Annotated in this window: 24 protein-coding genes; 21 read left to right on the forward strand and 3 right to left on the reverse strand. The window is 38.9% G+C overall.

Going from position 1 to position 25,520, the window contains the following annotated elements; genetic code table 11:
* Window positions 1–3 precede the first annotated feature (3 nt).
* From argB to B5X70_RS01695, 18 genes are all read left to right on the forward strand, one after another.
* On the forward strand, window positions 4–777 hold the full coding sequence (gene argB / locus B5X70_RS01600; protein ID WP_079556098.1) for an acetylglutamate kinase: 774 nt from the start codon (window positions 4–6) through the stop codon (window positions 775–777).
* The gene (locus tag B5X70_RS01605; protein WP_079556099.1) at window positions 777–1,838 is read left to right on the forward strand and encodes a M20 family metallo-hydrolase; all 1,062 of its coding nucleotides are present in this window, start codon (window positions 777–779) and stop codon (window positions 1,836–1,838) included. Before argB ends, B5X70_RS01605 begins: the two co-directional genes overlap by 1 nt.
* Window positions 1,839–2,170: 332 nt before the next feature.
* Window positions 2,171–3,502, forward strand: coding sequence for an argininosuccinate lyase (argH, locus tag B5X70_RS01610; RefSeq protein ID WP_079556100.1), 1,332 nt, complete (start codon window positions 2,171–2,173; stop codon window positions 3,500–3,502).
* Window positions 3,503–3,520: 18 nt separating this feature from the next.
* Window positions 3,521–4,864, forward strand: coding sequence for a citrate synthase (locus B5X70_RS01615; protein WP_079556101.1), 1,344 nt, complete (start codon window positions 3,521–3,523; stop codon window positions 4,862–4,864).
* 162 nt (window positions 4,865–5,026) lie between these two features.
* Window positions 5,027–6,124: a glutamine-hydrolyzing carbamoyl-phosphate synthase small subunit gene (carA, locus tag B5X70_RS01620; RefSeq protein WP_079556102.1), complete on the forward strand. Its 1,098-nt coding sequence runs from the start codon at window positions 5,027–5,029 to the stop codon at window positions 6,122–6,124.
* 8 nt (window positions 6,125–6,132) lie between these two features.
* Window positions 6,133–6,891 (forward strand): RHS repeat-associated core domain-containing protein, encoded by a 759-nt coding sequence (locus tag B5X70_RS01625; RefSeq protein ID WP_198314232.1) that lies wholly within the window; start codon window positions 6,133–6,135, stop codon window positions 6,889–6,891.
* Between the two features lie 12 nt (window positions 6,892–6,903).
* The gene (locus B5X70_RS01630) at window positions 6,904–7,404 is read left to right on the forward strand and encodes a hypothetical protein (protein ID WP_079556103.1); all 501 of its coding nucleotides are present in this window, start codon (window positions 6,904–6,906) and stop codon (window positions 7,402–7,404) included.
* A gap of 101 nt (window positions 7,405–7,505) precedes the next feature.
* Window positions 7,506–8,285 carry a hypothetical protein gene (locus tag B5X70_RS17835; RefSeq protein WP_143255004.1) on the forward strand — a complete coding sequence of 260 codons (780 nt, stop codon included), beginning with the start codon at window positions 7,506–7,508 and terminating at the stop codon, window positions 8,283–8,285.
* Between the two features lies 1 nt (window position 8,286).
* Window positions 8,287–8,736, forward strand: coding sequence for a hypothetical protein (locus B5X70_RS01645; RefSeq protein WP_079556106.1), 450 nt, complete (start codon window positions 8,287–8,289; stop codon window positions 8,734–8,736).
* A 524-nt stretch (window positions 8,737–9,260) separates the two neighbouring features.
* On the forward strand, window positions 9,261–9,497 hold the full coding sequence (locus B5X70_RS01650; protein WP_143255005.1) for a hypothetical protein: 237 nt from the start codon (window positions 9,261–9,263) through the stop codon (window positions 9,495–9,497).
* Window position 9,498: 1 nt separating this feature from the next.
* On the forward strand, window positions 9,499–9,780 hold the full coding sequence (locus B5X70_RS01655) for a type II toxin-antitoxin system RelE/ParE family toxin (protein WP_157666478.1): 282 nt from the start codon (window positions 9,499–9,501) through the stop codon (window positions 9,778–9,780).
* A gap of 298 nt (window positions 9,781–10,078) precedes the next feature.
* The gene (locus B5X70_RS01660; RefSeq protein WP_157666477.1) at window positions 10,079–10,939 is read left to right on the forward strand and encodes an RHS repeat-associated core domain-containing protein; all 861 of its coding nucleotides are present in this window, start codon (window positions 10,079–10,081) and stop codon (window positions 10,937–10,939) included.
* A gap of 7 nt (window positions 10,940–10,946) precedes the next feature.
* Window positions 10,947–11,357, forward strand: coding sequence for a hypothetical protein (locus B5X70_RS01665; protein ID WP_079556110.1), 411 nt, complete (start codon window positions 10,947–10,949; stop codon window positions 11,355–11,357).
* A gap of 462 nt (window positions 11,358–11,819) precedes the next feature.
* A complete protein-coding gene (locus B5X70_RS01670) occupies window positions 11,820–12,239 on the forward strand; it encodes a hypothetical protein (protein WP_079556111.1) in 420 nt (139 codons plus the stop codon).
* Window positions 12,240–12,576: 337 nt separating this feature from the next.
* A complete protein-coding gene (locus B5X70_RS01675) occupies window positions 12,577–13,035 on the forward strand; it encodes a hypothetical protein (RefSeq protein ID WP_079556112.1) in 459 nt (152 codons plus the stop codon).
* Window positions 13,036–13,660: 625 nt separating this feature from the next.
* On the forward strand, window positions 13,661–13,876 hold the full coding sequence (locus B5X70_RS01685; RefSeq protein WP_143255007.1) for a hypothetical protein: 216 nt from the start codon (window positions 13,661–13,663) through the stop codon (window positions 13,874–13,876).
* Window positions 13,873–14,055 (forward strand): hypothetical protein, encoded by a 183-nt coding sequence (locus B5X70_RS01690; protein ID WP_079556115.1) that lies wholly within the window; start codon window positions 13,873–13,875, stop codon window positions 14,053–14,055. The genes B5X70_RS01685 and B5X70_RS01690 overlap by 4 nt, the downstream gene beginning before the upstream one ends.
* 609 nt (window positions 14,056–14,664) lie before the next feature.
* The gene (locus B5X70_RS01695; protein WP_079556116.1) at window positions 14,665–16,293 is read left to right on the forward strand and encodes a family 43 glycosylhydrolase; all 1,629 of its coding nucleotides are present in this window, start codon (window positions 14,665–14,667) and stop codon (window positions 16,291–16,293) included.
* 91 nt (window positions 16,294–16,384) lie between these two features.
* Here the strand turns inward: B5X70_RS01695 and lpxA are convergent, their stop codons facing one another.
* Window positions 16,385–17,197, reverse strand: coding sequence for an acyl-ACP--UDP-N-acetylglucosamine O-acyltransferase (gene lpxA, locus B5X70_RS01700; RefSeq protein ID WP_079556117.1), 813 nt, complete (start codon window positions 17,195–17,197; stop codon window positions 16,385–16,387).
* 324 nt (window positions 17,198–17,521) lie between these two features.
* On the opposite strand from lpxA, the gene B5X70_RS01705 reads away from it, so the two are divergent.
* Both B5X70_RS01705 and B5X70_RS01710 read left to right on the forward strand, forming a co-directional pair.
* Window positions 17,522–18,571 carry an acyloxyacyl hydrolase gene (locus B5X70_RS01705; protein ID WP_157666476.1) on the forward strand — a complete coding sequence of 350 codons (1,050 nt, stop codon included), beginning with the start codon at window positions 17,522–17,524 and terminating at the stop codon, window positions 18,569–18,571.
* A 68-nt stretch (window positions 18,572–18,639) separates the two neighbouring features.
* Entirely contained in the window at window positions 18,640–19,059 is a 420-nt protein-coding gene (locus B5X70_RS01710; RefSeq protein WP_079556119.1) for a DUF6146 family protein, read from the forward strand.
* A gap of 5 nt (window positions 19,060–19,064) precedes the next feature.
* Here the strand turns inward: B5X70_RS01710 and B5X70_RS01715 are convergent, their stop codons facing one another.
* Both B5X70_RS01715 and B5X70_RS01720 read right to left on the reverse strand, forming a co-directional pair.
* Window positions 19,065–20,438, reverse strand: coding sequence for an MFS transporter (locus B5X70_RS01715; protein WP_079556120.1), 1,374 nt, complete (start codon window positions 20,436–20,438; stop codon window positions 19,065–19,067).
* 450 nt (window positions 20,439–20,888) lie between these two features.
* A complete protein-coding gene (locus B5X70_RS01720; protein WP_143255009.1) occupies window positions 20,889–22,205 on the reverse strand; it encodes a ferredoxin reductase family protein in 1,317 nt (438 codons plus the stop codon).
* 824 nt (window positions 22,206–23,029) lie between these two features.
* Here B5X70_RS01720 and B5X70_RS01725 point away from each other — a divergent pair.
* Window positions 23,030–25,492 (forward strand): TonB-dependent receptor, encoded by a 2,463-nt coding sequence (locus B5X70_RS01725; RefSeq protein WP_079556121.1) that lies wholly within the window; start codon window positions 23,030–23,032, stop codon window positions 25,490–25,492.
* Window positions 25,493–25,520: the final 28 nt, after the last annotated feature.

Below are 25,520 nucleotides of genomic sequence, written 5' to 3' on the forward strand. Positions count from 1 at the left end.
TAAATGCAGGATTTAACCATTGTAAAAGTAGGCGGTAAAGTTGTTGAAGAAGCAGATAGTTTATCCGGCTTGTTGAATGATTTTGTTTCATTGCCATCTCCGAAGATTTTGGTACATGGAGGAGGTCGTTCTGCCACTTCAGTGGCAGCACGTCTTGGCATTGAAACAAAAATGGTGGAGGGGCGTCGTATTACCGACAGTGAAATGCTGGAGGTGGTGACAATGGTTTACGGAGGTCTTGTTAATAAAGGCGTTGTGTCGGGAATGCAGGCCCGGGGTTGTAACGCCCTGGGAATGACAGGTGCCGACATGAACATCATTCAATCGGTAAAAAGAACCAACTCGGCCATTGATTACGGCTTTGTTGGGGATATAAAAGAGGTGAATGCAAATGCCATTGATGCTTTGCTGAAGGCAGGCGTGGTTCCAGTTATCGCACCGTTAACCCACGACGGAAATGGTCAATTGTTGAATACCAATGCTGACACCATGGCTTCGGCTGTAGCCTCGGCCATGTCGGCTTTGTATCGGGTTACCCTGGTGTTTTGTTTTGAACTGCCAGGTGTCCTTAAAGACATTGATGATCCCGGTTCGGTGATTTCAACAATTACACCGGATGTATATGAAAACCTTAAGCGCGATGGCATTGTGGCCGATGGAATGATTCCAAAACTCGACAATAGTTTTGATGCGCTTAAGAAAGGCGTGTTTCAGATAAAAATAACCAACACCGCAGGTTTGGCAAGTCCAAGCGCCGGAACAGTTTTAAAATTGTGATGATACCTGAATCTTTACATATCGATGCAGTTGAGATGCTGAAAATGCTCATCTCTATCCCTTCAGTTAGCCGTGACGAAAAGCAGGCTGCTGATATGATGGAGGAAAGTCTGCAGAGATTTGGATTCTCTCCTTCACGCAAAAATAACAATGTTTGGGTAGTTGCACCGGGTTACGACGAGTCCCGACCTACCATTCTTCTCAATTCACACATTGATACGGTAAAAGCTTCCGGCAATTGGGATCATGATCCTCTAACGCCGGTAGAAAGCGATGGAAAGATTACCGGATTGGGAAGTAATGACGCCGGGGGGCCACTGGTTGCATTAATGGCAGCTTTCAGATACTTAAGCGGAAGGAGCCAGGCTTACAACCTTATTTTTGCTGCCACAGCGGAGGAGGAAGTTTCTGGAGTAAATAATGTTGCATCCATATTGCCGCTTATAGGTGATGTTGATTTGGGGATTGTTGGTGAACCAACCCGTATGCAGATGGCTGTAGCCGAAAAAGGTTTGCTGGTGATAGATGGCATAGTTTACGGAAAGGCTGGTCATGCTGCCCGCAACGAAGGCGTAAATGCCATAATCGAGGCGTTGCCGGTACTGCAATTTTTTAAAGATTATAAATTTGAAAAGGTTTCTCCTTTTCTGGGTGAGGTAAAAATGACTGTAACCGGTATAAATGCCGGAACTCAGCATAACGTTATACCCGACAGGTGTTCGTTCATGGTGGATGTGAGAATCAATGAGTGTTACAGCAACCAAGAGGTGTTCGAAATTCTCAAAAACCAGGTAAGTTGTGAATTGAATGCACGCTCATTCAGACTGAACTCCTCATCCATACCGCAGGAACATCCCATCGTGAAACGTGGAATTGACATGGGATTGGAGGCTTTTGGTTCACCCACCACAAGCGATCAGGCAGTGATGCCATTCGATACCCTGAAAATTGGACCCGGTGATTCAGCCCGCTCCCACACGGTAAACGAGTATATATATATTGATGAAATAAAAGCCGGTATTGAAACATATATTAAACTGTTGGATGGACTTACGTTCTGATGGAATTTAAATTAGATGTTAGATATAAGATCATTAGACGTTAGAGCTCTATTTTGACAGATTGCTTTTAAAATGGTTGTTTTGTATAGCCCCAGGGGGGCGTCATTATCAGCATGGGGCAACGCCCTATGCAAGTGGTGTTAAATTAAATTTAGCTCTGGATGGGCGTAAGCATTATCAATAGAATGTTGGTGCCGAATGTTTCGGGATATATTTTTTAGACAATAAGTTTGAAGTTGTACAGATGTGTTAGTCAGAAATGATTATAGACCTATCTTGAATCTAAAAATCTAAAAGTCTTATATCTAAATATAAAAAGAAAAGCATAGCGAATGAAGCTCTGGGAAAAAGATACTGTTGTAAATAAAGCCATTGAAGATTTCACAATTGGCAAGGATCGTGAATTGGATGTAGAATTGGCTCCTTTTGATATCCTGGGAACCATGGCACACATCACCATGCTTGAAAAGGTTGGGTTGTTAACCGCTGCTGATTTGCAGCAGCTGTTGCCGGAATTAAATTCTCTTTACAAAGGCGCCATTAATGGCAACTTTGTTATTGAGGAAGGCATCGAAGATGTTCATTCTCAGGTGGAGCTTATGCTCACTCGTAAACTTGGTGATGTTGGTAAGAAAGTACACAGTGGTCGTTCCAGAAACGATCAGGTTTTACTCGACCTAAAACTATATTCTCGTCATCGGATTTACGAACTCAGCCATGACGTTCAGCAGCTTTTTGCAGAACTGCAACGGAAGAGTGAGGCGCATAAAGATGATTTGATGCCCGGATACACACATTTGCAAGTGGCTATGCCATCATCTTTTGGCCTTTGGTTTGGTGCCTACGCTGAAAGTTTGGTGGACGACATGTACATGCTCAATGCGGCATGGCGAATTGTTAATCAAAATCCGCTTGGTGCCGCCGCAGGGTATGGCAGTTCTTTCCCCTTGGACAGAAATCTGACCACCCGATTACTTGGGTTTGATGATATGAGTTACAATGTGGTGTATGCTCAGATGGGACGTGGAAAAACCGAACGTGCCGTTGCTATGGCGTTGGCTTCCATTGCCGGAACCATTGGCAAACTGGCCATGGATGCCTGTTTGTATATGAGTCAGAACTTTGCATTCATTGGTTTGCCCGATGAGTTAACCACGGGAAGCAGCATCATGCCTCACAAGAAAAACCCGGATGTTTTTGAGTTGATTCGTGCCCGATGCAACAAAATACAGGCTCTTCCTAATCAGATTGGGATGATTACAGGAAATCTCCCTTCGGGATATTTCCGCGATTTGCAAATCATCAAGGAGGTGTTTATTCCTGCATTTGATGAGTTAAAGAGCTGTTTGGAATTAACGGCTTTTGCCGTTAAAAACATGAAAGTGAATATGGATTTATTAAAAAATCCTCTATATAAATATGCATTCAGCGTGGAGGAAGTAAACCGCCGTGTGTTGGAAGGCATCCCCTTCAGGGAGGCTTACAAACAGGTTGGCCGCGAAATTGAAGCCGGAAAATTTGAGGTGCCTGAATCCATTCATCATTCTCATGCCGGAAGCATCGGAAACCTTTGCAACAATGAGATAAAATCGAAAATGGATGCGGTGGTATCGGTATTTTCTTTCGATAAAATGAATGAAGCAATAGCAAAAATAATCACTTAACCATATAAATTACGAAAAATGGCATTATTGGAAAGATTAGCCAGGTCGGCAGTTAAGTGCTGCGAAGTTGACAAAGAGCTTTACAATGTTTATAATGTAAAACGGGGACTTCGGAACGCCGATTTTACAGGAGTTTTGGTTGGACTAACCAACATCGGTGATGTGGTGGGTTATACAAAGGGAGAAGATGGTAAAAACATTCCGCAACATGGAGAACTCTATTACAGAGGATACGAAATAACCAAACTGACAAGAGGCTTTCAGGCCGATGGTCGCCACGGTTTCGAGGAAACTGCGTTTCTTTTAATTACTGGACAACTTCCCGATAACAAGGATTTAAAGGAATTTACTGACCTAATTAAGCAGGAGCAGGAACTACCTTTTTCTCTTTCCAAAAACCTGATTTTATCTCTACGCGGGAAAAATATTATGAATATGCTTGCCCGCACGGTACTGGGTTTATATACCGACGATGACAATGCAGAGGATTATACTCCAGAGAACTTAATCAGGCAATCCATCAGTCTTTTGGCTCGCTTCCCGGTTATCGTGGCATATGCGTACTTTGGGATGCGTCACTCTTTTCAGCACAAGTCAATGATAATTCGTCACCCAAATCCTGATTTGAGTTTGGCTGAGAATTTTCTCTATATGCTAAAGGGTGATGACTATACCCGTTTAGAAGCCGATTTGCTTGATTTGGCTCTGGTACTTCATGCTGAGCATGGAGGAGGTAACAACTCATCTTTTACAACAAGAGTGGTGAGTTCGGCACAAACCGACACCTATTCGGCCATTGCGGCAGCTTTGGGCTCTCTTAAAGGTGGTTTGCATGGTGGCGCCAATATCAAGGTGATTGAAATGATGGAGGACATCAAGAAAAATGTTAAGAATTGGGCCGATGAAAAAGAGGTAGATGAATATCTTACAAAAATTCTGAATAAGAAGGCCTATGATGGTTCAGGAAAGATATACGGTATCGGACATGCCATTTATACCCTATCAGACCCACGCTGTGTGTTGCTGAAGGAGAAAGCACGGGAATTGGCCAAGGAGAAAGGTCGTGAAGATGAGTATAACCTATATGAAAGCATTGAGCGCCTTGGGCCTGAAGCTTTTTATCGTTTTAAAGGTTCAAGCTCTAAAGTGATTTCTCCCAATGTGGATTTCTATTCCGGATTTGTTTATCAGTGTCTTGGTATTCCTGAAGAATTATATACTCCAATTTTTGCAATTGCAAGGGTTGCAGGATGGGCTGCTCACCGAATTGAAGAGGTTACATCATCTAGTGCCAGGATTATTCGTCCGGCATATAAAAATGTGTCAACCAGGCGAGATTATGTCGCCATCAACAGAAGATAACTTCAAAACGGCATCAATTTAAAATTGATGCCGTTTTTGTATTTATATGCACAATGCGTTGTTTTTAATAAATAAATATGCAAAAGTGATTATTTTTCTGTTATCTCAACTCTATTATTTGTAAATTTGCAACAACAAAATAAACCTAATTAAACCTGTTGTATGATATCTGGATTAAAAAAAGTAAAGCTGGTGCTGGATGATGGTACTGTGTTCAATGGAAAATCTTTTGGCTTTCCTAAGTCGGTTTCGGGAGAAGTGGTGTTTAATACGGCCATGACCGGATACCCTGAAAGTTTAACCGACCCCTCTTATAAGGGGCAGATTTTGGTGTCAACTTATCCATTGGTTGGAAATTACGGAGTTCCATCCAAAGAGGAAGAATTTGGTATTCCTAAATTTTATGAATCCGACCGGATTCATATCTCAGGCTTGGTGGTGTCTGATTATTCCTTTGAATTTAGTCACTGGAATGCAGGCCACAGCTTAAGTGATTGGCTTATTCAAAATGAAGTTCCCGGAATTTTTGATATCGACACGCGTGAATTAACAAAAATTCTGAGGGAAAAGGGTCCAATGCTTGGAAAAATCATCATTGATGATGTAGATGTTCCTTTCTATAACCCGGATAATGATAATCTTGCTGCTCAGGTTTGCGCAACAGAGAAGATGATTTATGGCAACGGAAAGCACCGAATTGTTTTGGTGGATACTGGTGCAAAGTATAATATTCTTCGCTGCTTGCTAAAACGCGATACCACAGTTATTCGCGTGCCATGGGATTACGACTTTACAAAGGAGGATTACGATGGCATCATGTTGTCAAACGGACCCGGAAATCCTGAAGTTTACAAAGAAACAGTTGCCAATATTCAAAAAGCACTTAAAGGTGATAAACCAATTTTTGGAATTTGTCTTGGCAACCAGCTAATGGGCATCGCAGCCGGTGGTTCCACACACAAATTGAAATATGGGCACAGGGCGCATAACCACCCGGTAAAAAAGGTTGGGACTGATACTTGCTATATTACTAGTCAGAACCATGGTTTTGTGTTGGACACCAAAAGCCTTGAAAAAGATTGGGAGCCTCTGTTTGTCAATCTGAATGACGATACAAACGAAGGGATTCGCCATAAAACCAAGCCATTTTTCTCCACTCAGTTTCACCCTGAAGCATCAAGCGGACCAACTGATACAGAATTTCTTTTTGATGAGTTTATCGGGTTAATTGAAAAATATAAGGAAGCGGTTGTGAGTTAGCATTCAGGTTGCTGATTGCATTGGATTTTTTGGATTGGTATGATTACGGAGCTAGAATGTATGACCCGGCGCTGGGGCGTTGGCACAGTGTTGACCCGTTGGCGGAAAAATATGCTCCCATTTCGCCATACGCTTATGTGGCTAATAATCCTTTAAGGTTTATTGATCCAGACGGTAGGAAAATTGTTGATGCAACAGGAAAACCCATTACATATTCAGCTCAAACTGGTTGGTCTTCAAATTTTACAGCTGATGTTAGACGAATAGGCACAGCGATGATGGCAACTCCAAAAGGAAAAGAAATGTTTAATAAGATGGTAAGTGCAAACCACAACATAACAATAACTATTGACCCAGGAAAAGGCGATGGTACACGAAATGGTTATGCTTCAACTAGCAAATCAGGCAATAATATTGGTAGTGCAGATATAGTAATATATGAGGGAATGGCAGAACAAACCGTAAATAAAATACAGACAGTTAAAGCTGCTTTAGAGAATGGGGCAAGGCTAACAAGTACACCAGGAGAAGAAACACAGGCCTTACTAGATAATGCACCTAAAAATACGGATGAGTTTATGGCTAATGTAGCAGCTCACGAAGCAGAGCATGCAACAAATAAGGCGGCTAATGCACATTTCGAACCAAGTTTAGCAAAAAGGGAAGCCATCGCTAATCAGACTCAAATAGAAGTAATTAAGCAAACACCTCAGTATCGTTTAGAGAAACTTGAGCCAAGACCCGCAGTTGTTATACCATCAAATTAATTGGATAGCGTTATGAAAAAAATAATTACATTAATTTCTATTTCATTTGTGATTTTGTTTGCTAAAGGGCAAGCGTTTTCCGACAGTCTATATTTTCATTTGTATAACTATCAGATAATCAAAGGAGAGTTAAAGGCAGATTTAGAATTAGATAAATTATGCACACGTTTTAATATTGAAGAACTTATTGATAGCACAAATGTTGAAACTTTTAGCCTCTATAAGTTTTATCATTTAGAATATGAAGATCCATTAACCTCTTTTTTGATTATAAAGCCTAATAAAATTGAAATATACGACCTCTTAAGTTTTGATGCTCTCATTGAAACAATACTAGATACCTCAATTGATGAGAAAGTTAAAGCTTTGTGGATAAAGGAAGTTTTAAGAATGCTTCGTGGCTTTTATGAAGTCGTCGATATGGAGAGACTTGTAATTCAAAAGGATTTTGGGAAGTATCAATACTTTATTCCTTTATCAAACCTAAAAAACAAAGAAGGTATAATAAGATAAAGCAAAAGCTTGTCCAGTATGAGTTTTTTGATTTATAACGCAGCAATATTTTAATTTTAACCAATTTGCAATAGTATTTATGTTTTCGCTTTGTTGACCCGTTGGCGGATTTTGCACCTAGTATATCACCTTATAATTATGTATTAAACAATCCTGTAAATCTGGTGGATCCGGATGGTATGTGGTGGCGATTTTGGGAAAGCAAGGAAAAACGACATCAACGTCAAAAACAAAGGCAGATTAACAGAGATAAGCGGCAACGAGATCGAAGATGGAGTGGAGATGGAAGAAAATCACCCAATGATAATAGAAGGGGAGGATATGGGCGTCCAGTTGCTGCAGGTCCTGATTTTGGTGGTACAATTTCGATGGGGCCAATGTTAGCAGTTAGAGAAGCAAATAGACCTCGACCTGTTAGTCCTATGCGACTACCACAATCTAGCATGCCTTCAATAACTGAGCCTCCTTTGGAAATCGTTGATACACCTATTACAAATAGAGGATTCTCTCGGCCACGTATTACGGTTGGAGCTACTCAGTCATTTGAAGGTAATTTATTTTCCCCAAACTCATATGAGATTGTAACCTCAGAACGTTTTGAAGCGTTTATTTCGCCAATTGTTAATTATTTACGTTTAAATAAGAATATTAGAATCCAAATAAGGATTAAAACTAATGTTCCATTTAATGAGAGGGTTGATGGCATAAATGATTTATCTCAAGTTGCAATTAACAGAAGGGCATGGGAATTGCAACGATATTTAATGCGTACGTATGGTTTGCCTGAAACTCAAATAACATGGGATAATGATAAAGGAAATAATTATAAGAGCACTTTGGGTCAAAAAAGAATGAGTACTGAGTTTAAAATTATAGAGTAATATGTTGACAACGATCTTTTTTGTGATTGTATTTGCATTATCTACGAATGTTTCTGCTCAGGACAATATGAAGAGATGGAGTAAAGAATTTCCAATTACAATTGATGACTTTAAAGGACTGCCATCAGAAGTTGAGACAAGGTATCCTAAAGGCGTTTTTAATGATATCCCAGCGGCATATTTAGCTACGTCAATTTCTTTCGAAACTCGATATGCAACAAATTATTGGGAAGTCTCCGTGATGAATGAAATGGATAGAAACCTATCATTTGTAAATGACACAACAGTTAAATATTGGTTGCAGCATGAACAAATTCATTTTAATATAAATGAGGTATATGCTCGGAAAATCAGAAGAGCTGTTGAAATATTGCAAAAAAGAAATGAAAGAAATATTGATGCATATAATAAAGTGATAGATCTCAAATTAAATAAGCTTGATTCAGTTTGATTTTGAAACGGGTTTTGGGGTAAATATAAGCAACCAAAACAGATGGGAACGTAAAATTCAAGATTTGTTGATAGAATTAGAAGAATATGCAGGTGAGTAATTATGGTTCAATGTCGTTTAGATAGTGATAATTCATAATTGTTTGTAGTCCCCAGCTCGGCGTAATTTCTTTGCAAGCAAAGCGGCATATCCGAGCGGTAATTACGTCGAATCCTAACTTGCAGTTTGTAACTGCCATAGCCCCATAGCAAAAAAGCGTTATCTCTACAATTGTAGTCAGGAGACTATATAGATTCTAACGACAATGTTGCCGTTCCGCTCTGCCGCTTGGTTTACAAAGGAACTCGCGCCAATGAGGGTAAATCCAATATATGGCAGGTCATAAATTACGTGAGTTCAACAGAACGGTACCAGCTGATTAACCTGGGCAGCTTACATAGCAAACTTGAAAAACTTCACCCATTAAATGATACCAAAAGTGATTATTAATCTTTAAATTTGTAAGAGATAAAACAATGAATGCTATGAATCTTCAAGCAAGAAAACTGGAATTGGTTCAGATGATATTAGATACTGACCGACCAAGTTTATTGGAAAAGGTCAGTCAAATCCTCAAACAGGAGAAAGAAGCTGACTGGTGGGATGAATTGCCTATATCTGTTCAGCAAGACATTGAAGTAGGGATTAAGGAAGCTGACAGAGGAGAGACTACTCCTCATGAAGAAGTTATGAAAGAAGTTCGCTTAAGATATGGCATTTGAGATGGAAATAGCCTGGTCAAATCAAGCACGAAAAGATTACTATAAAGTATTGGACTATCTTCATGAAAATTGGGGGTTAAATGAAGTGAAAAACTTTGTGGATAAGACAGAGGAAGTTCTCGGTGTTATTAAAAAACATCCTAAAACTTTTGTTGAATCCCCTCGAAAAAGAAATGTCCGAAAAGGCTTTGTTACCAAGCACAATAGCTTGTTTTATAAAGTTAAACCTTACAAGAAGGAAATAATCTTACTTACATTTTGGGGACAATCGACAAAACCATAAGAAACTCAAATATTAACCTCCAACGCACAAGACCCCGTTGAGGTAAAAACTCACAAATTTGGGCAAAAACAAATTTTCCTTGATTCATGGTTAGCCTATTTTGTAGACTAACTTAATCAATTCAAATCGTCACCACATTAAAAAGCTTGTAAAACGTATGTTATCAACGATTTCAAAGAACGAAAATTAATTTTTAGTAGACACTTATGATGCCAACTCTTTAAAACAAATTTTGCGTGGCGAAGTTTACATTGACATGAGTGGCACCCCCAACTATCACTACTTCCTGAGAGATCATTTGTGCAACACTAGGGTCGTGGTAAATCAAAGTAACACCCTCGTGCAACAAACAGCATACTATCCGTTTGGAATGGCCTTTAGCAAAGGCGGCAGTGCCGACAACAAGTACCTTTACAACGGTAAAGAGTTACAAGAGGATGTTATTGGAAATGGAGTGTTGGATTGGTACGATTACGGAGCTAGAATGTATGACCCGACACTGGGACGTTGGCATAGCATAGATGCTATGTATGACCATCATTTTGGATGGTCTCCATATGTTTATGTTTTGAATAACCCAATACAAAACATAGACCTTTATGGCTATACAGATTGGAAAACTGTAGGTAGCGGTATTGCAGTTACAGCTGGAGGGCTTACTTCAACGATTGGTGGAATAGGAGCAGCAATTACACCTACAGGTGCAGGACAAGTAGGTGGAGCGGCTTTGATTTCAGCAGGAATTCCGAGTATTGGTTTAGGTATAATTATAGAAGGAGTTCGAGATAATGGTAATGGTCAAAACATCCCAGGAGGGCTTGGTGAAGCTGGCGGAATGATGTATGACCAAGCAAAGAGCGATGGAGGGACAGCAGGACGGCAAATTGGAACTCTTGTTGACTTCGGAGTAAATGTTAGTGGAGGAGCTTCAACTTTGACGGAAAAAGTAGTTGTTGGAGCACTCGCAATTGACCTAATTGGTTCTGTCTTTAGTACTCAAGAGAATAATAGTGGAATAGGAATTTCTGATACGAATAATACATCTGCTAAAAGTGATAATACACGAGTTATTCCTTCAAGTTCTTCTGAAAGGCCTATTGATTTTACAGGCAAACATGATATTGATGAATCATTAGTAAAAGAATTTTTTAATAAATAATGAAAGTATGAATCGGGCTTTAAAATTTCGAGCAGTATATTTAAATGGACTTTTTATTAGAATGTTCATTGTAAGCATTGTTCTTAGTCTATTTATGTTTACCGCTCTTGATATTGACTATAGTTTTATCTACTTATTTAGTATGATAATTGTTTTTATTGGCGTTTTGTCAGTTTTTTATTTAAACAGAAAAGACGTTGAATTTATTGAAATAAAAGACAGTACAGTTGAAATTCATTATTTTAATAAATCATTTTTTAAAAAAGATTCATTGATTGTATTAAAAGAAAGTCTCTATATTCGGCGAGATGAAAATATAATTACCTTGCTTAAAGATGATAATATCATTGGCTTGATAAGAAAGAATTCATTAATATCTAATTCTTGGGAGGAAATAAAAATTGCTTTAGTTGAATAATTGATTGTCTTTTCCCTCGCTCGTTGTCTTTTGTGCAAGGCTATGTGTTGGTTGACTACGTCGAATCCTAACCGGTAGTTTGTAACTGCCATTGACTTCGTCAATCTATGATTCTTGTTAAACCAAGCGGCATAGCCGTGCGGCCGAGGGGCAATAACGACTTATAAAAGACAATATTTACACCCCGTTCGCGCCAATTTGCAATCGGGGCAAAGTCGAGAACTGGGTTTTTAAGGTAAATAGGGAGCCGAATTACAAATTCGCGCCAACGAAAGTTATAATATCTCTAGTCGTATTGGCGGAAGAAGATCAGGTTATTTTAAAAACTATATATCTCCATTAGGAAAATACGAAAGATATAGGACTTATTATCCGCCATCTACCAGCGAGGGAGTTGAATAATAAGAGTTTATAATCATCCTGTAACAATACGCTATGATACACGCGAAAACATTTTTAAAAGTGAATAATTTAAAAATAATATCACTCTTAACTGCCTTCTTATCAATCGGATGTAATAATAAGGTTGTTTTTTATTCTGATGATTCTCAAGATGTAAAATATCAGGTTGTTGATGTTGATTCTTTAGAAATGAAAGCATTAGATTATGACAATAAACCAATTGAAATTAGTGGTTACTTTCATATGGATATTGAGAATATTTATATACATAACAATAACAATGAAAATAGGATATGGTTAGATTTTAACTTTTTTAAACCACTTAAAGGTGATAATGATGATACTTTAAATGGAAAAAGATTAATGACTTTGAAAGGAAAAAAGGTAAAAGTCAGAGGAGTATATAAAATTGATAAAACAGGTCATTTAGGAGTCTATAATGGAGGTATAACAGATATAACATTATTTGGTAGTAACTAAACGATAGTGTTTAGAAAAAAAAGGTTCTCATACCTATTTTATTTACACAAACTACTTGGTAAACTAAGCATTATAGCCGAGCGGTATCCCGTTAGCGCCGATTTGCAATCGGGGCAAAGTCGAGAACTGGGTTTTTAAGGTAAATAGGGGATCGAATTACAAATTCGCGCCAACGGAGGTTTGAGGCATCAAAAAGCTTATGATGCTAAAAATAATATTGATATTGGACGTGGAAATTTAATGTACATTTATGGTCAAAATGGAATGTATTTAAATACTGAACAACTGCAAGACCTTAGGAACAGAGTTCAGGAACAGCAATAAAATATTTTAAAAGATGAATTATTTCAGTTTTTATCAACTTGTTTTGTTTATTGTTTTATGGTGGTATCCACAGAGCTGTGTCTTAGGACAAGATTGCAATTCTGTTAAAAGCATAGATTTTTATGATATAGAAGTGTCTTATCTGGCTGAAACAGATAATCAAAGACCATGTGCTATTGACTCGTTATTGATAATTTTAGAAGGCTATTTTAATGAAGACTTAATTCAAATATATATCAATGGAGAGATTTATTATGAAAATAAAATTACGAGTGATGAGTCTACGAGTTTATCTGGCGTGATATATGTTGAAAATTTCAAGCTAGTTAGTAGTGTTGGAATTAGAAAAAATAGGGGTAAAATGGCTTTTGTTGAAACTAATAATCAATGCCATCCAATTGGTGTCCGGTTTGATTATGTTAGAAAGGTCTTACAGGTTCTTTTATATACGCAAACTCCGTTTTTTCATTGAACTTCTTTCTTCGTTTGTGAGGACACTGGGGCAATGCAAAATATAAATAAAGAACACCCCAGCTCGGCGTAATTTGTAATTACGTCGAATCCTAACCGGCAGTTTGTAACTGCCATTAGGCAAAATAAGATTTAATTTAAGATTACGTTATTAATGTAATAACAAAGTTCGGCAATTCCGGGCTTTTTGCTTTATAAAGCAGCAATATCTTTATTAAAAAAAATCTTTGAATTTACGTTTGGTAAGCATGGTGTCAATAAAATTAAAGATTGTGTCCTTGTCTTTCTCATCGAGTTCCTGAATAAGCTTTACCTGCTCAATTAACCCTTTGTCTTCAATGGTTATTGCATTTGGGGTGTCTGCATCTGTTTAAATTTCTTCAAAAGAAGAATATTGAAATCCTTCATCCAAAACAAATCCGGACAAGCGTGATAACCTCCTGGCTGAAAAACCATAATCTAAGACAAGTCCAATACATAGCCGGTCATAATTGAGTTCAACAGAAAGATCCCCAGTTGAATAACCTGGACAGCTTACAGAGCAAGCTAGAGAAATTTCACCCATTAAACGGTGGCAATAGGTATTATTAATCTATAAATTTGTAGGAGATAAAGCCATGGAAATTATGAATGTAGTTGAAAAAAGAGATTTTATACACAGTCATTTGCATCGTGCAGATGAAAAGACAATTGATGAATTATATGAGAAACTTCGTAGTGAAGAAGTTTTAAAAGCAAAACTGGGAAGCAGGGCTCAAAAATCGGAACATGACATCCAGGCCGGAAGGGTTTTTTCAAGAGAAGAAATAGAGCAAAGAATAGCAAATCCAGGTAGTAGATGAAACTTGTTTATACGGAGCAGGCGCTTTTTAGTCTTGAAGAAGCCCTGAATTTTATTGCCCCCAAAGTATCACCTGAAAAATTGAATGATATACGTGATGAAATTCTGGATGCAGCCGATATTTTGCTTTTGCAACCTTTTCAAGGACAGGAAGAGCCTTATTTAGAACATTTAATTTAGGACATCGTCGCTTGATAGTAAGCCACTATAAAATAATCTACAGGGTTGAAGAGGAATATATTTACATCACTGATATTTTTGACTCCAGACAAGACCCTGATAAAATGAAAGAATAATCCCCACCACACAAAGACAGGAAAAACGGTGTTTCCCGTTTTGAGGGACAGGAAGTCATCGTCAATCAGCAAAAAAGCACGCCAACCCGTCCGTCCCCTCTGTCGCTTAGTTTACCAAAAACTGCCATTGTCTCTGTCGATCTTCGATTCATGTTAGACCAAACTGCATAGCTGAGAGGCGAAATAGAAATGTGATATAAGATTCAGTTGTAAATTTAGTAACAAAGCTGATCAACTGGGGCTTGGTTTCTTTTTCAACAGTTTCGGGTCATGGCTTATATGCAAGATAACAGGAAACAACAATTGTTTGGCTATATCCTGTTTTGCGCACCACATCGACCTATCTCCAGAAAAAGTAATTGAACAGATTAAAAAAATCAGACTGTTACGATATGTTCCACCTAAATCCTCCAATTGTATTAGAACATCCTCTTAAATTGAATTCGAAACAAACATCTTTGTACTAGGATCCAATTAATTTAAATATTGTGTTATGAAAAAAATCTACTTTTTACCTTTTTTCCTGTTTTGCTTTCTGGGAGTAAATGTGATGGCGCAAGGGCCTATTCATGATCCGTCACATATTATAAAGGGGGATGATGATCGCTACTATGTTTTTGCAACAGGATTAAATAGTGATAATGGCAATACAACAGTTGGGATATATGGGGTCTCTTCTTCAAATTCAAACTTCACTAATTGGCGTGAAGAACCATCCCCGGTCGATCACATTAATTTCCCTGACTGGATTAATACTTATGTGCCGGGGTTTAACGGTCATTTCTGGGCACCCTGTATCATCTATATGGAGGGATATTATTATTTATACTATTCAGCCTCAAATTTTGGGACTTCAAACTCAATAATTGGCGTAACCAGAACACCTTCTCTTGCAAACCCAACATGGGAAGACCTCGGTCTGGTTGTCTCTTCAGACGGTACTCGAAATGCCATCAATGCCATCGATCCGGCCATGTTTAAGGATGATGACGGACGGGTTTGGATGTCTTATGGTTCATATTTTGGAGGAATTGGTGTGATCGAAATCAATCCTGAAACAGGCAAAACAATAGGCAGTTTAACTCATATTTATGGAGGGAACCATCAGGATATTGAGGCTCCTTACATTTTGAAGAATGGCCCTTATTACTACCTGTTTGTTAATCGTGGAAGTTGTTGCCGGCTATTGGAAAGCACTTACTATGTAGAAGTGGCGAGGTCAACCAGCATCACAGGACCCTACACCGGTACGAGGGAGTTTTTACCGGTTCAGCATGGTGTGATTGTTGGACCCGGGCATATTGGTTTTGGAGAAGGAGTGTTATCTTATCATTACTATGATGGATTTTCTAATGGATACCCCCGACTCCTTACAACAACTCTTGATTTTATTAATGGCTGGCCGGTTGCCGGACCAACCGGAGTGGAAATGGGAGAGATAAATGGAGTGTTTGCTCTGGTAGCTAACCACAGCAATAAGGCTGTTACAATGGAAGATGCAATCCCGGATTTTGGAACAAACATTGCTCAATACACATATAATGGAGGAGATTCTCAGAAATTTAAGATAACCAGCGAAGGTGGCATATGGCATACAATAAAGCCTGCTGTTAATGACTTCTTTGCTATTGATGTGTTCGAAATATCAACGGATTATGGCGCTAATATAAACCTGTGGGAGAGTTTGGGGCATGTCGGACAACAATTTGCCTTTCAGGTAGATGGGAATGGGTATCGAATAATCAATCGCAACAGTAACAGGTGCTTTGATGTCCAGAATGCTTCACATGCCGATGGAACAAATATTTTGCAATGGGGATGTTTTGGTGGAAATGCACCCCAACAAACTTTTAGATTGGTTGATTTACAAGGAACTAATATAGAGGAAGAGCAATTACCTAAAAGTTCCGTAACACCAAATCCTTCAAATGGGAGCTTTAATGTAATTCTTGAACAGGATAATTTAAGAATTCGAATTTCCAATTATTTAGGACAAACCCTTTTTGAAACTATTGGCCACAAAGGCTCAAACTCAATAGATACTCCCTTAAAAACAGGTGTATATATCTTGAATGTTGAATCATATAATGAATATGAATCACACAAATTGGTTATTAAGTAAATTCTGGATAACTGTATAAAAAAACGTGGTAGTTAAACTACCACGTTTTTTCTATTATGTCTAAAACTCTAACGTTCTGTTACTATAATCCCTAAGCCTCTTGTGTCACATTGGCCGCACGCGTAGCACTTTTTATAATGCCTCGTTTCGATTGCTTAATGAATTCAATAATTTGGTCTTTTTCAGCCGAGCTCTCCATGCACATGTTGATGTGTTCAATGGCTTGAGAGGTATTCATTCCACTCTGGTAAATGGTTCTGTAAATAGTATGAATGGTATCAACCTGTGATTTTTCAAAGCCTCTGCGCTTCACACCAACGTAGTTTATGCCCATGTAGTTGGCCGGTACACCAAAAACTTTGGTGTATGGAGGAACATCGGATAAAACACCAGACATTCCTGAAACCATGGCATGTGCCCCAACTCTGCAAAACTGATGAATGGCACTCATTCCTCCAACCACAGCCCAATCTTCAACAACAACTTCACCGGCAATCTGAACACTGTTGGCTATCACGCAGTGGTTACCAACTTCAGTGTCGTGTCCAAGGTGCGTGTATGCCATAAGCAGGGTGTGACTACCAACTTTGGTGTATCCTTTGGAAGAAGTTCCTCTGTTAACGGTAACATATTCCCTAATGGTGGTGTGGTCACCTATTTCAACGGTGGAGTATTCGCCTTTGAATTTTAAGTCCTGCGGTACAGCTGCAATAACTGCTCCGGGGAATATCTTGCACTCTTTTCCAATTCTTGCTCCCGGATAAATGGTGGCATTGGCTCCTATCCAGGTTCCATCACCTATTATTACATCTTTATCAATCTTCGCGAACGCTTCAACTACTACATTCTTCCCAATAACTGCTTCGGGATGTATCTCCGCACGTGGTGAAATCAATTGCTCCATTCTTTTAATTTAGTTATACACAAATAGCCTGATTTAGGTGCGAAGCACCCAAATCGGCTAAATTAAAGTATCTTTTGTATGTCATTCATTTGTAAGACAAGTGAAAAGTTCAATACACGTACTTTATTTCACTTTTTTTTAATAAAAAAGTAGCACATTGTTAATAACAGTCTGTTATGCAGATATTTAAAATTGATTATTTTTTGTTTTGATGTGTGCGCTTGTTTTTATATTTTGCCGGGGAAAGAGTCCACCGGTTTTTCAAGGATTATGTTGCTTTTAAAAAGCGCATTCGGCTTGTTACACTTCGCCAAATACTTACAAATGATGAAACTATATTGTGTAATTATTCTTCTGGTTTTTTATTCTCATTTTCTGGAAGCTCAGAGTATCCAGCGTTTAAGAGCTGAAATCCAGCATGGTTTCATCATTTCACATGCCAGCGATTTAAAGCCTGTTTCTGACAACCGTCCGACCGGGTTTCACGTTTCATGGCAACGGATGGGATTGGGACAGAATCATTGGGAAATCTGTAACTGTTTCTATTACATTGGAGCACAGTTTTCCTGGTTGAACTTTGGTGACCGTGATATTCTTGGAGATGCCTATACATTGGCAGGAACATTTGAACCCGTTTTGTGGAGATACAATCAATGGTCTCTTTCTCTGAATTCCGGTATTGGAGCAACATGGTTAACCAAAGTGCATCACCCTGAAAACAATCCTTTGAATAATTTTTTCAGTTCTCGTTTAAGTTTTCTCCTGTATGTAGCTCCGGCCATAGAGTATCGTTTTTCTGATAATTGGAGTGGTCGGTTGTCAGCTAATTACAACCATATTTCCAACGGTGGAAGAAAACAGCCCAACAGGGGAATGAACTATCCTCAGGTAGGTATTGGTGTAAATTATTACTTAAACAATGAAGTCCTTCCGGATTATGAGCGACAACATCCGGGGAATGAATATCTCTTTTGGATTGAAAGCGGGTTTACTACCCGTAAGGTAGACGATGAGAACAACCGCAAACCCTCTGTTGCACTTGTTGGAGGCGTTAACAGAGCCGTTTCAGCATTCAATGGGTTAGGATTTGGAGCGGAGTATAACCATGATTTTTCTATGCTCAATGAATCCGGAAATTATGGAGTACATCTGTTAGCTCCTTTTATCTCTCACCATTTTATTTTTGGAAAATTTGATTTTAGCCAGCGCATGTCATGGTATGCCGTGCAGCCGGAGCAGTTGTCCTCGCATAATTTTTATCAGCGTTATGTTATAACTTATAAAGTATTTTCAGGTTTGAGGATGGGATTTTCTTTAAAATCGCATGGTCATGTGGCCACTAATATTGATTTCAGAATGGGTTGGGAGTTTTAATGTGGTATAATATTTGCATTGATATTCAGTGTGATATGTTGTAACTTGCAGTTAAAAAGGAGGACGTTATGCGTTACCTGATATTATTCATTTTCATGATTGGACTTCTTTTGGCATCCTGCGGAGTCCAAAAGAACATTGATGCTCCTGACCAGACCGTGAAACTTGAGAAAGAGGCTGCTGTTGAAGACAGTGTTGAGTATGAACTTATCATTCTTGATGGCAGATTTGAAACTTTTCTGGCCATGCAACCTTCGGCCTCATTTCATACTCAATCTTATTACGAAGGCTGGAACAAACGGTATGTGACCGAATGGAACATTCGGCACTCCAATCCTCTGCGGTATGGTGATTTTTATCAGACCAGGATTGAATATCATCCCGACAGAAACAATTATGGACTGGAACTAAATTACCGACTATACTATTATTTCCAGTTTATTGAGCAGGAATATGGCATAAGGTTGATAAGAAGAAGGGGGAATTAGCCTTGTCAATTTCTCATTTTTCCTCTGTTAAATGAGAACCACATTCCAATAAAACAGATGATGGCAAAAGCCATAAATGCTGCCGACATGCCATTTATAAACTGTTCGCTGGGGACTTCTGAAATTCTGGCCTGACCAATATAAATGGCAAAAAACAGTGTGACCAGTGTCATGCTCACCATCTGTCCCACCACACGCATGGTGGCTGAAACCCCCGATGCGATGGCATATTGATGTTTTTCCACTGAACTCATGATGGTATTTAAGTTTGGCGATGAGAAAAGTGCGAAACCAGTTCCCATTATAATAAGGTAAAATATAATCAAGCCAGCAGATGTTTGTTCTCCCACGAAGGCGAACAAAGCCAGTCCGATGGTACATAGCCCCATTCCCAATGTGGCCAGATAACGTGGTTCAATCTTATCGGACATCCGTCCGGTGAGGGGAGACAATATGGCCATTACCAGCGGTTGCGCCAGTAAAATGCTGCCCGCTTCCTGTGGTGATAGCCCCTTGATTTTTTGCAGATAGAGACTCAATAAAAACACGATGGCAAATGTAGCACTGTAATTGATAAGTGCCGCCAGATTTGAAAAGGCAAAGAGACGATTTCGGGTAAACATCCCGATGTTAATAACAGGGAATTCTGCCCTTTTTTCTATCATTATAAACAGAGCCATAAGAACTACACCGACTGCAATTAAAACCCAACCCTTAATTGTCGGTATCGCCGATGAACCAATTACCAGAGTTGATAGTGATATGGCATAGATTAGAGAACCTTTCAGATTTATTTTTCGTGGTTGATGAACAGGAGCATCTTTCCCCAGATATAGCCAGGTAATTGTAACCGAAATCAATCCCAATATTCCTGAAATCAGGAATATTGAACGCCATCCCAGTTGTTGGGTTAAAAAACCTCCTGCGAAAGGTCCCATGGCCAGACCCATATATACTGCAGCAACGGTAATACCTAAAGCTTTCCCCCTTTCCGATGGTGAAAAAACAGATACGAGAATGGCTGCTCCGGTGGTCATTACCATGGCCCCTCCTACTCCCTTAAGTACTCTTAATAAAATCAACATCTCGCCCGAGGTGGAAAACCCACACAAAATAGTGGATATGGCAAAAATGGTGGCGCCCGTTTTGTAAATTCTTTTTATACCGGTCAGGTCGGCCCATCGGCCAAGAGGCAGTAACAGAATTGCAGAAGAAAGCAAAAAGCCGGTGATAACCCAACTTAAAGTCAGCGCGTTCATTTCAAAAACCTCTTCAATGGCAGGGAGTGCTATGTTGACAGATGAGATAAGGAAGGTTCCCAGAAAGGATGTTGTGGTAACAATGGCCAGTGCGCTTTTTTGTGTTCTGTTCCAGGACATATATTTGATATGTTTTTTTTATTCCAACAGTCTGTTAGCATTTTTTATAAACCTGTTTGTTTGCTGGTTGTAAACAAATGCGGCAGGTGTTAACTTGCTTTAAACTATCAACTAACACAAATCTTATAATCTAAATGTCTAAAACTCTATCGCTCTAATATAATTCAGGAACGTAAAATTGCGAATATTATAGCAATTAGCAACAGAAGAAGAGCAACAATGTCTCCGGCGCGCCGAATGGTTTTGAAAAATAGCTTTTTATGTTCTTTCATCCTTAAATAATTTGTTTAAGTTATTGGTTCCCGATGTATCGGGAGAACTTCCATGAGCTGTTGTTTTGGCTAAGGCCGAACTTCGTTTCATATTCTTGTTGTGAGTTGCGCACTCATGGGCGTTTCATCTGTCTATTTTTGATTTCCTAAGCATCGGAACTCGTTTCATTACATAAATCTATATAATATTGAATCGTTCTGAATATACATAACGCCAATCTGCTCCTAAATCCCGTACTGCAAGCTCTGCCGCGTCCATCATCGGCTTTGGCCCGCATAGGTAAAAAGCATAATCACTAAAATTAGCCGGTGCATATTTCTTCACTATTTCGAAATCAATCAACCCTTTTTCTAAATTGGATTGAGGGTTCTCCGGAAGCTCTTGAAGCACATGTACAAGCTGAAGGTTTATTACTGTTCTTAATTTCTCCAGTTCTTCTCTGAATGTGATGGTTTCCCAGTCGGGGTTTGCATAAAGTAAAATGACTTTTTTTGAGCTGTTTTGTTTTTCCAGGGTTCTTAATATCCCGATTCCGGGAGTAATGCCTATTCCTCCCATTACCATGAACATATCTTTCTCCGGCTCAGGCGTGAAAGAACCAAATGGGCCTTCAAGATAAGCTGTGGTTCCCGGCTTAAGGTCTTTCCATGTAGATGTGAAATCACCGGAGTTTTTTGCTGTCAACGTTATCGTTGACCCAACACAAGCCGATGCAATGGAAAATGGATGCTGTTGTAGTTTAAATGGGGTGTTACCAATGGTTATCCACACAAATTGGCCGCTCTCATATTTCATTCCTTGATGACCTTGGGGAGTTAGCTCAATTGTCCAGCAATCATCTCTTTCGGCAATGATTTTCTGAATTGTATAAGGTCTTTTTCTGTTTTTCCAGGTGCGGATAATTCTGGTATGAATTACAAGATAGATTGCCAATCCCATAGTTAAAATGATGGCTGCTTTTTGCCATGTTGCGTTAAGATAATGTCCTACCTGAATGCTGTGTGCTATACCAACTATCAATATTATAGCTGATAATATGCCGTGAAATAATCTCCATAATTCATAGCTTAAGCCAATGATTGCCCTGTACAAGCTTGAAAACACCAAAGCTATTAAACCAAAAGTTGCAAAACTTAAAGCAATGGCTCTGGGAAGATTTACTTTTGGATTGAAATATTCCGCGAATTCAGGTTTTACTAAGATGAGCATCAAAGGATGCATAAGTAAAAAAATAAGAGCAAGAATGCCCATTTCCCGGTGGTATTGAAGAATGTTATCCATCCCGAACTTAGGTGCAATCTCTTTTATACGGCCTGAAAAGAGAAATTGAACTGCAAGCATTCCCATACCGATAAACCCCAGCGCCACTCCGTATTCTATTACAACTTCACGAAGTTCAGGGAGAGTACCTGATATCGCAATAATTAATGGAATTAAAACAAGCAATGTGTAAATAGCTAACCATTTGGCTCCGTTTTTCGAAGAATACTTCATTTGAGAAATATTTAAAACCGGGAAGGATTATATGTCATTAAGCGCAAGTGGTTAATCCATGGAAAATGGACAATAAACTCCCCGTTTTAGTATATGCATGACGCAGGCATGCGCATGCTAAACATGATTGTTAAGCTTTTCTTTCTTTTAAGCATAAAAGATAATCAAATTTTAGAATATGCACTAAGAGGAGTATGGCTTTTAGTTTCAAATATTAACATTGGTGTCCGGTTAATTATTTAAAAATCATGAATTATGCCTTGTTTATTGAGCTGCGCGGCTTTCTTGAAAAATTGGGCTTGCTTTCCGCCTCAGGAAAAAGACGTTAAGAAAATCAATGTTTTTTTCGTTAAAAAAACCGTGTTGTTTGAGCGTAGCGAGTTCACGGTTTTTAGAAAAACACATTGATTTTTAGTCTTTTTCGTGCAGCGGCGGCATTTTTTGTTTACTTTTTTTTGCTGTAGAAAAAAAGTAAAAGCCTGTGCGGCTTGAGCACTTAAATAATATGAAATTATTGCCCCGGACAATAGTGAAATATTAATTGAAAACCGGAACAGGAGGGTAAAGCTTATTGGAATAAACTAATCATTATTAGTGATAAGGTTTTGTAAAAAGTTTAACAATATGTTATAGGGAAAGCCTATTGAAAGTATTCTTATGTGATTGATAAGTACGTTTTTGAAGTGACGAACTCTTCATGTGTTTATTCCAAGACTGAGGTGTTTATAGTTAGATAAAAACCCCCACATATAGCGATTGTAGGGAACTGGCGTTACATCTAACTTTGCTAAGTGTAATCATTCTAAATAAATATTAGAGGGAGAATGGCCATGAGGGTTATAGTCGGAATTGTTTTCTTTTTATTGTCACTGTCTGTATTTGGAGAAAGACCAGTTAATGTTATTCGTGGCAGAGTTGTTAGCGATAATAACGAGCCTCTTCCAGGTGCCACGGTGTTTATTCAAAACACAACACAGGGAGTTCAGACCGATGCTAACGGATATTTCACACTTCATGCATCCATTGAAGGGGATATGACCATTGTTGCTTCCTACATTGGCTATCAACCCATGGCAAAAACAGTTTCTGCTAATGCCAATAATTCCGGAGGACCCCACCGTTTACATTATGTATTAACAGAAAACACAGAGAACCTTGAAGAAGTTCTGGTGAGAGGTGAATCCAGAGCTGCACGCATAGAAAGGAGTGGGTTTGCCGTTACTTCGGTGGACACCCGGCACTTGCAGAAAAAATCTGCAGAAATTAATGAGGTGCTCGATAGAACGCCTGGTTTAAGAGTGCGACGTGATGGTGGAATGGGATCCAGAACACAGTATAATATCAACGGCCTTTCGGGAAGTGCCGTTCGGATTTTTATTGATGGTGTTCCAGCCGAATCTTATGGCTCTTCATATTCTGTAAATAGTATTCCAATTTCGCTCATCGAACGCATTGATGTATATAAAGGCGTAGTTCCCATTGAATTTGGCAACGATGCAATGGGGGGTGCCATTAATATTGTAACCAAACAATTGAAAAATGAGAGTGGGAGCAACAGAGCACTTAATGCATCGTATTCTTACGGCTCCTTCAATACACACAGAGCCGATGTAACCGGCTCATGGAGAAACTACAAATCTGGTATTACTACCAGATTTTCTACTTTTTATAACTCTTCAGATAACAATTACTACGTTTGGTCAGACGATATCAAAATAAAAGACTACAATGAATTTTTACCCGATGGTTCACGAAATCCTGATTTTTTAACCATCATTGATCAGGGAGTGAAAGTTCGTCGTTTCAACGACGCTTACGAATCTTATGGTGCAAAAGTAGATGTGGGTGTTACGGGTAAAAGCTGGGCTGATCAGCTGTTTTTCACCATCAATGTGTCTGAGGATTATAAAGAGTCGCAACATGGCCCAAGAATGATTTCACCCTATGGAGAACGCTTTACCGAAGGCTGGACAGTGGCCCCGGCTGTTAATTTTGTGAAAAACAATGCGCTGTTTGAAGGTCTGAATGTGTCAATGGATTTTCAATATTCCGTTTCTGAAAGATCAACAGTGGATACCACCACTAACCGTTACGACTGGTTTGGAAATCTCGTTCCTCATGTCAGGGGTGTAACACGTTTGCCCGGTGAGGCAAGAAATGCATCATTAAATGTTAACAATAACAAGAATTACATCGCGAGAGGTTCAGCGTCTTATAATCTCAATGAAAATCATCTTTTAGGGGTTAATTATTCCAACAACTATTTTATTCGTTCATCCGATGATAAGTTAAGAGCAGCAGAGCTGCGAAATTATGGAAGTGAGAACATTGCAAATAAGCAGATAACAGGTATTACTTATCAAAACACACTCTTCAACGAAAAATTGAGAAACTCAATTTTTGCCAAACATTACTACAACAACCTGAAGCAGGACAGAATTGAATATAACAGCGGAGTACTGGATACCATTCGTTACTCAAGACCCGACGACAATTGGGGGTATGGTGCCACAACCAGTTTTGCAGTTACTCCTGCAATCCGATTCAATGCTTCTGTAGAGAAGGCAGTCAGGTTGGTTACAGCAAACGAGGTCTTTGGAAATGTATCAGATGAAATTGTTGAATCTGTAAATCTTGAGCCTGAAAAGAGTTTGAACGTAAATTTTGGCGGCATGTTTACCCTGCACAATTCCAACAGAAATCAATTGAGACTGAATACCAATTTCTTTTTCAGGAACACTTATGATCGCATTAAGCGATCGATTGTTGTTCGAGGCGACGACAGTCATTCTGTTTTTAATAACATTGGTCATATTGTCTCTAAAGGAGTTGAAGCTCAACTGGATTATAGGATAGGTGTTAAATGGCACTTTATGCTACAGGGTTATTATCTCGACTCCAGGTTCATGGAAGAATTTGCTCAAAATGGGTCTGTAAATCTCAACTATAAATCGCGTGAGCCCAATATGCCATATTTAACATTTGGAGGAAGTGCTGAATACAATAAGGAGAACTTATTTAAGCAGGGTGATCGGATAAGTGTAAACTGGTACAGCGCTTACATTAACGAGTTTCATTTTGATTGGAGCATCATTGGAAACCAAAACAAACCAATAGTACCAAGTCAATTTCTCAACGATGTAAGTATTTCATATCTATTTCCAGGAGAAAAGTTAACGCTCAGCCTAGATGGGAAGAATATTTTCAACGAAATGGCATTCGATAATTTTGCGGTTCAACGACCGGGCAGAACGCTCTCAGCCAAAATTGCTTATGCCTTTTTTTAATGTTTCATTGCCAGTTATTTAATACAAT

Source organism: Alkalitalea saponilacus (genome assembly GCF_900168165.1).
In the GTDB taxonomy this organism is placed as follows: domain Bacteria; phylum Bacteroidota; class Bacteroidia; order Bacteroidales; family Marinilabiliaceae; genus Natronoflexus; species Natronoflexus saponilacus.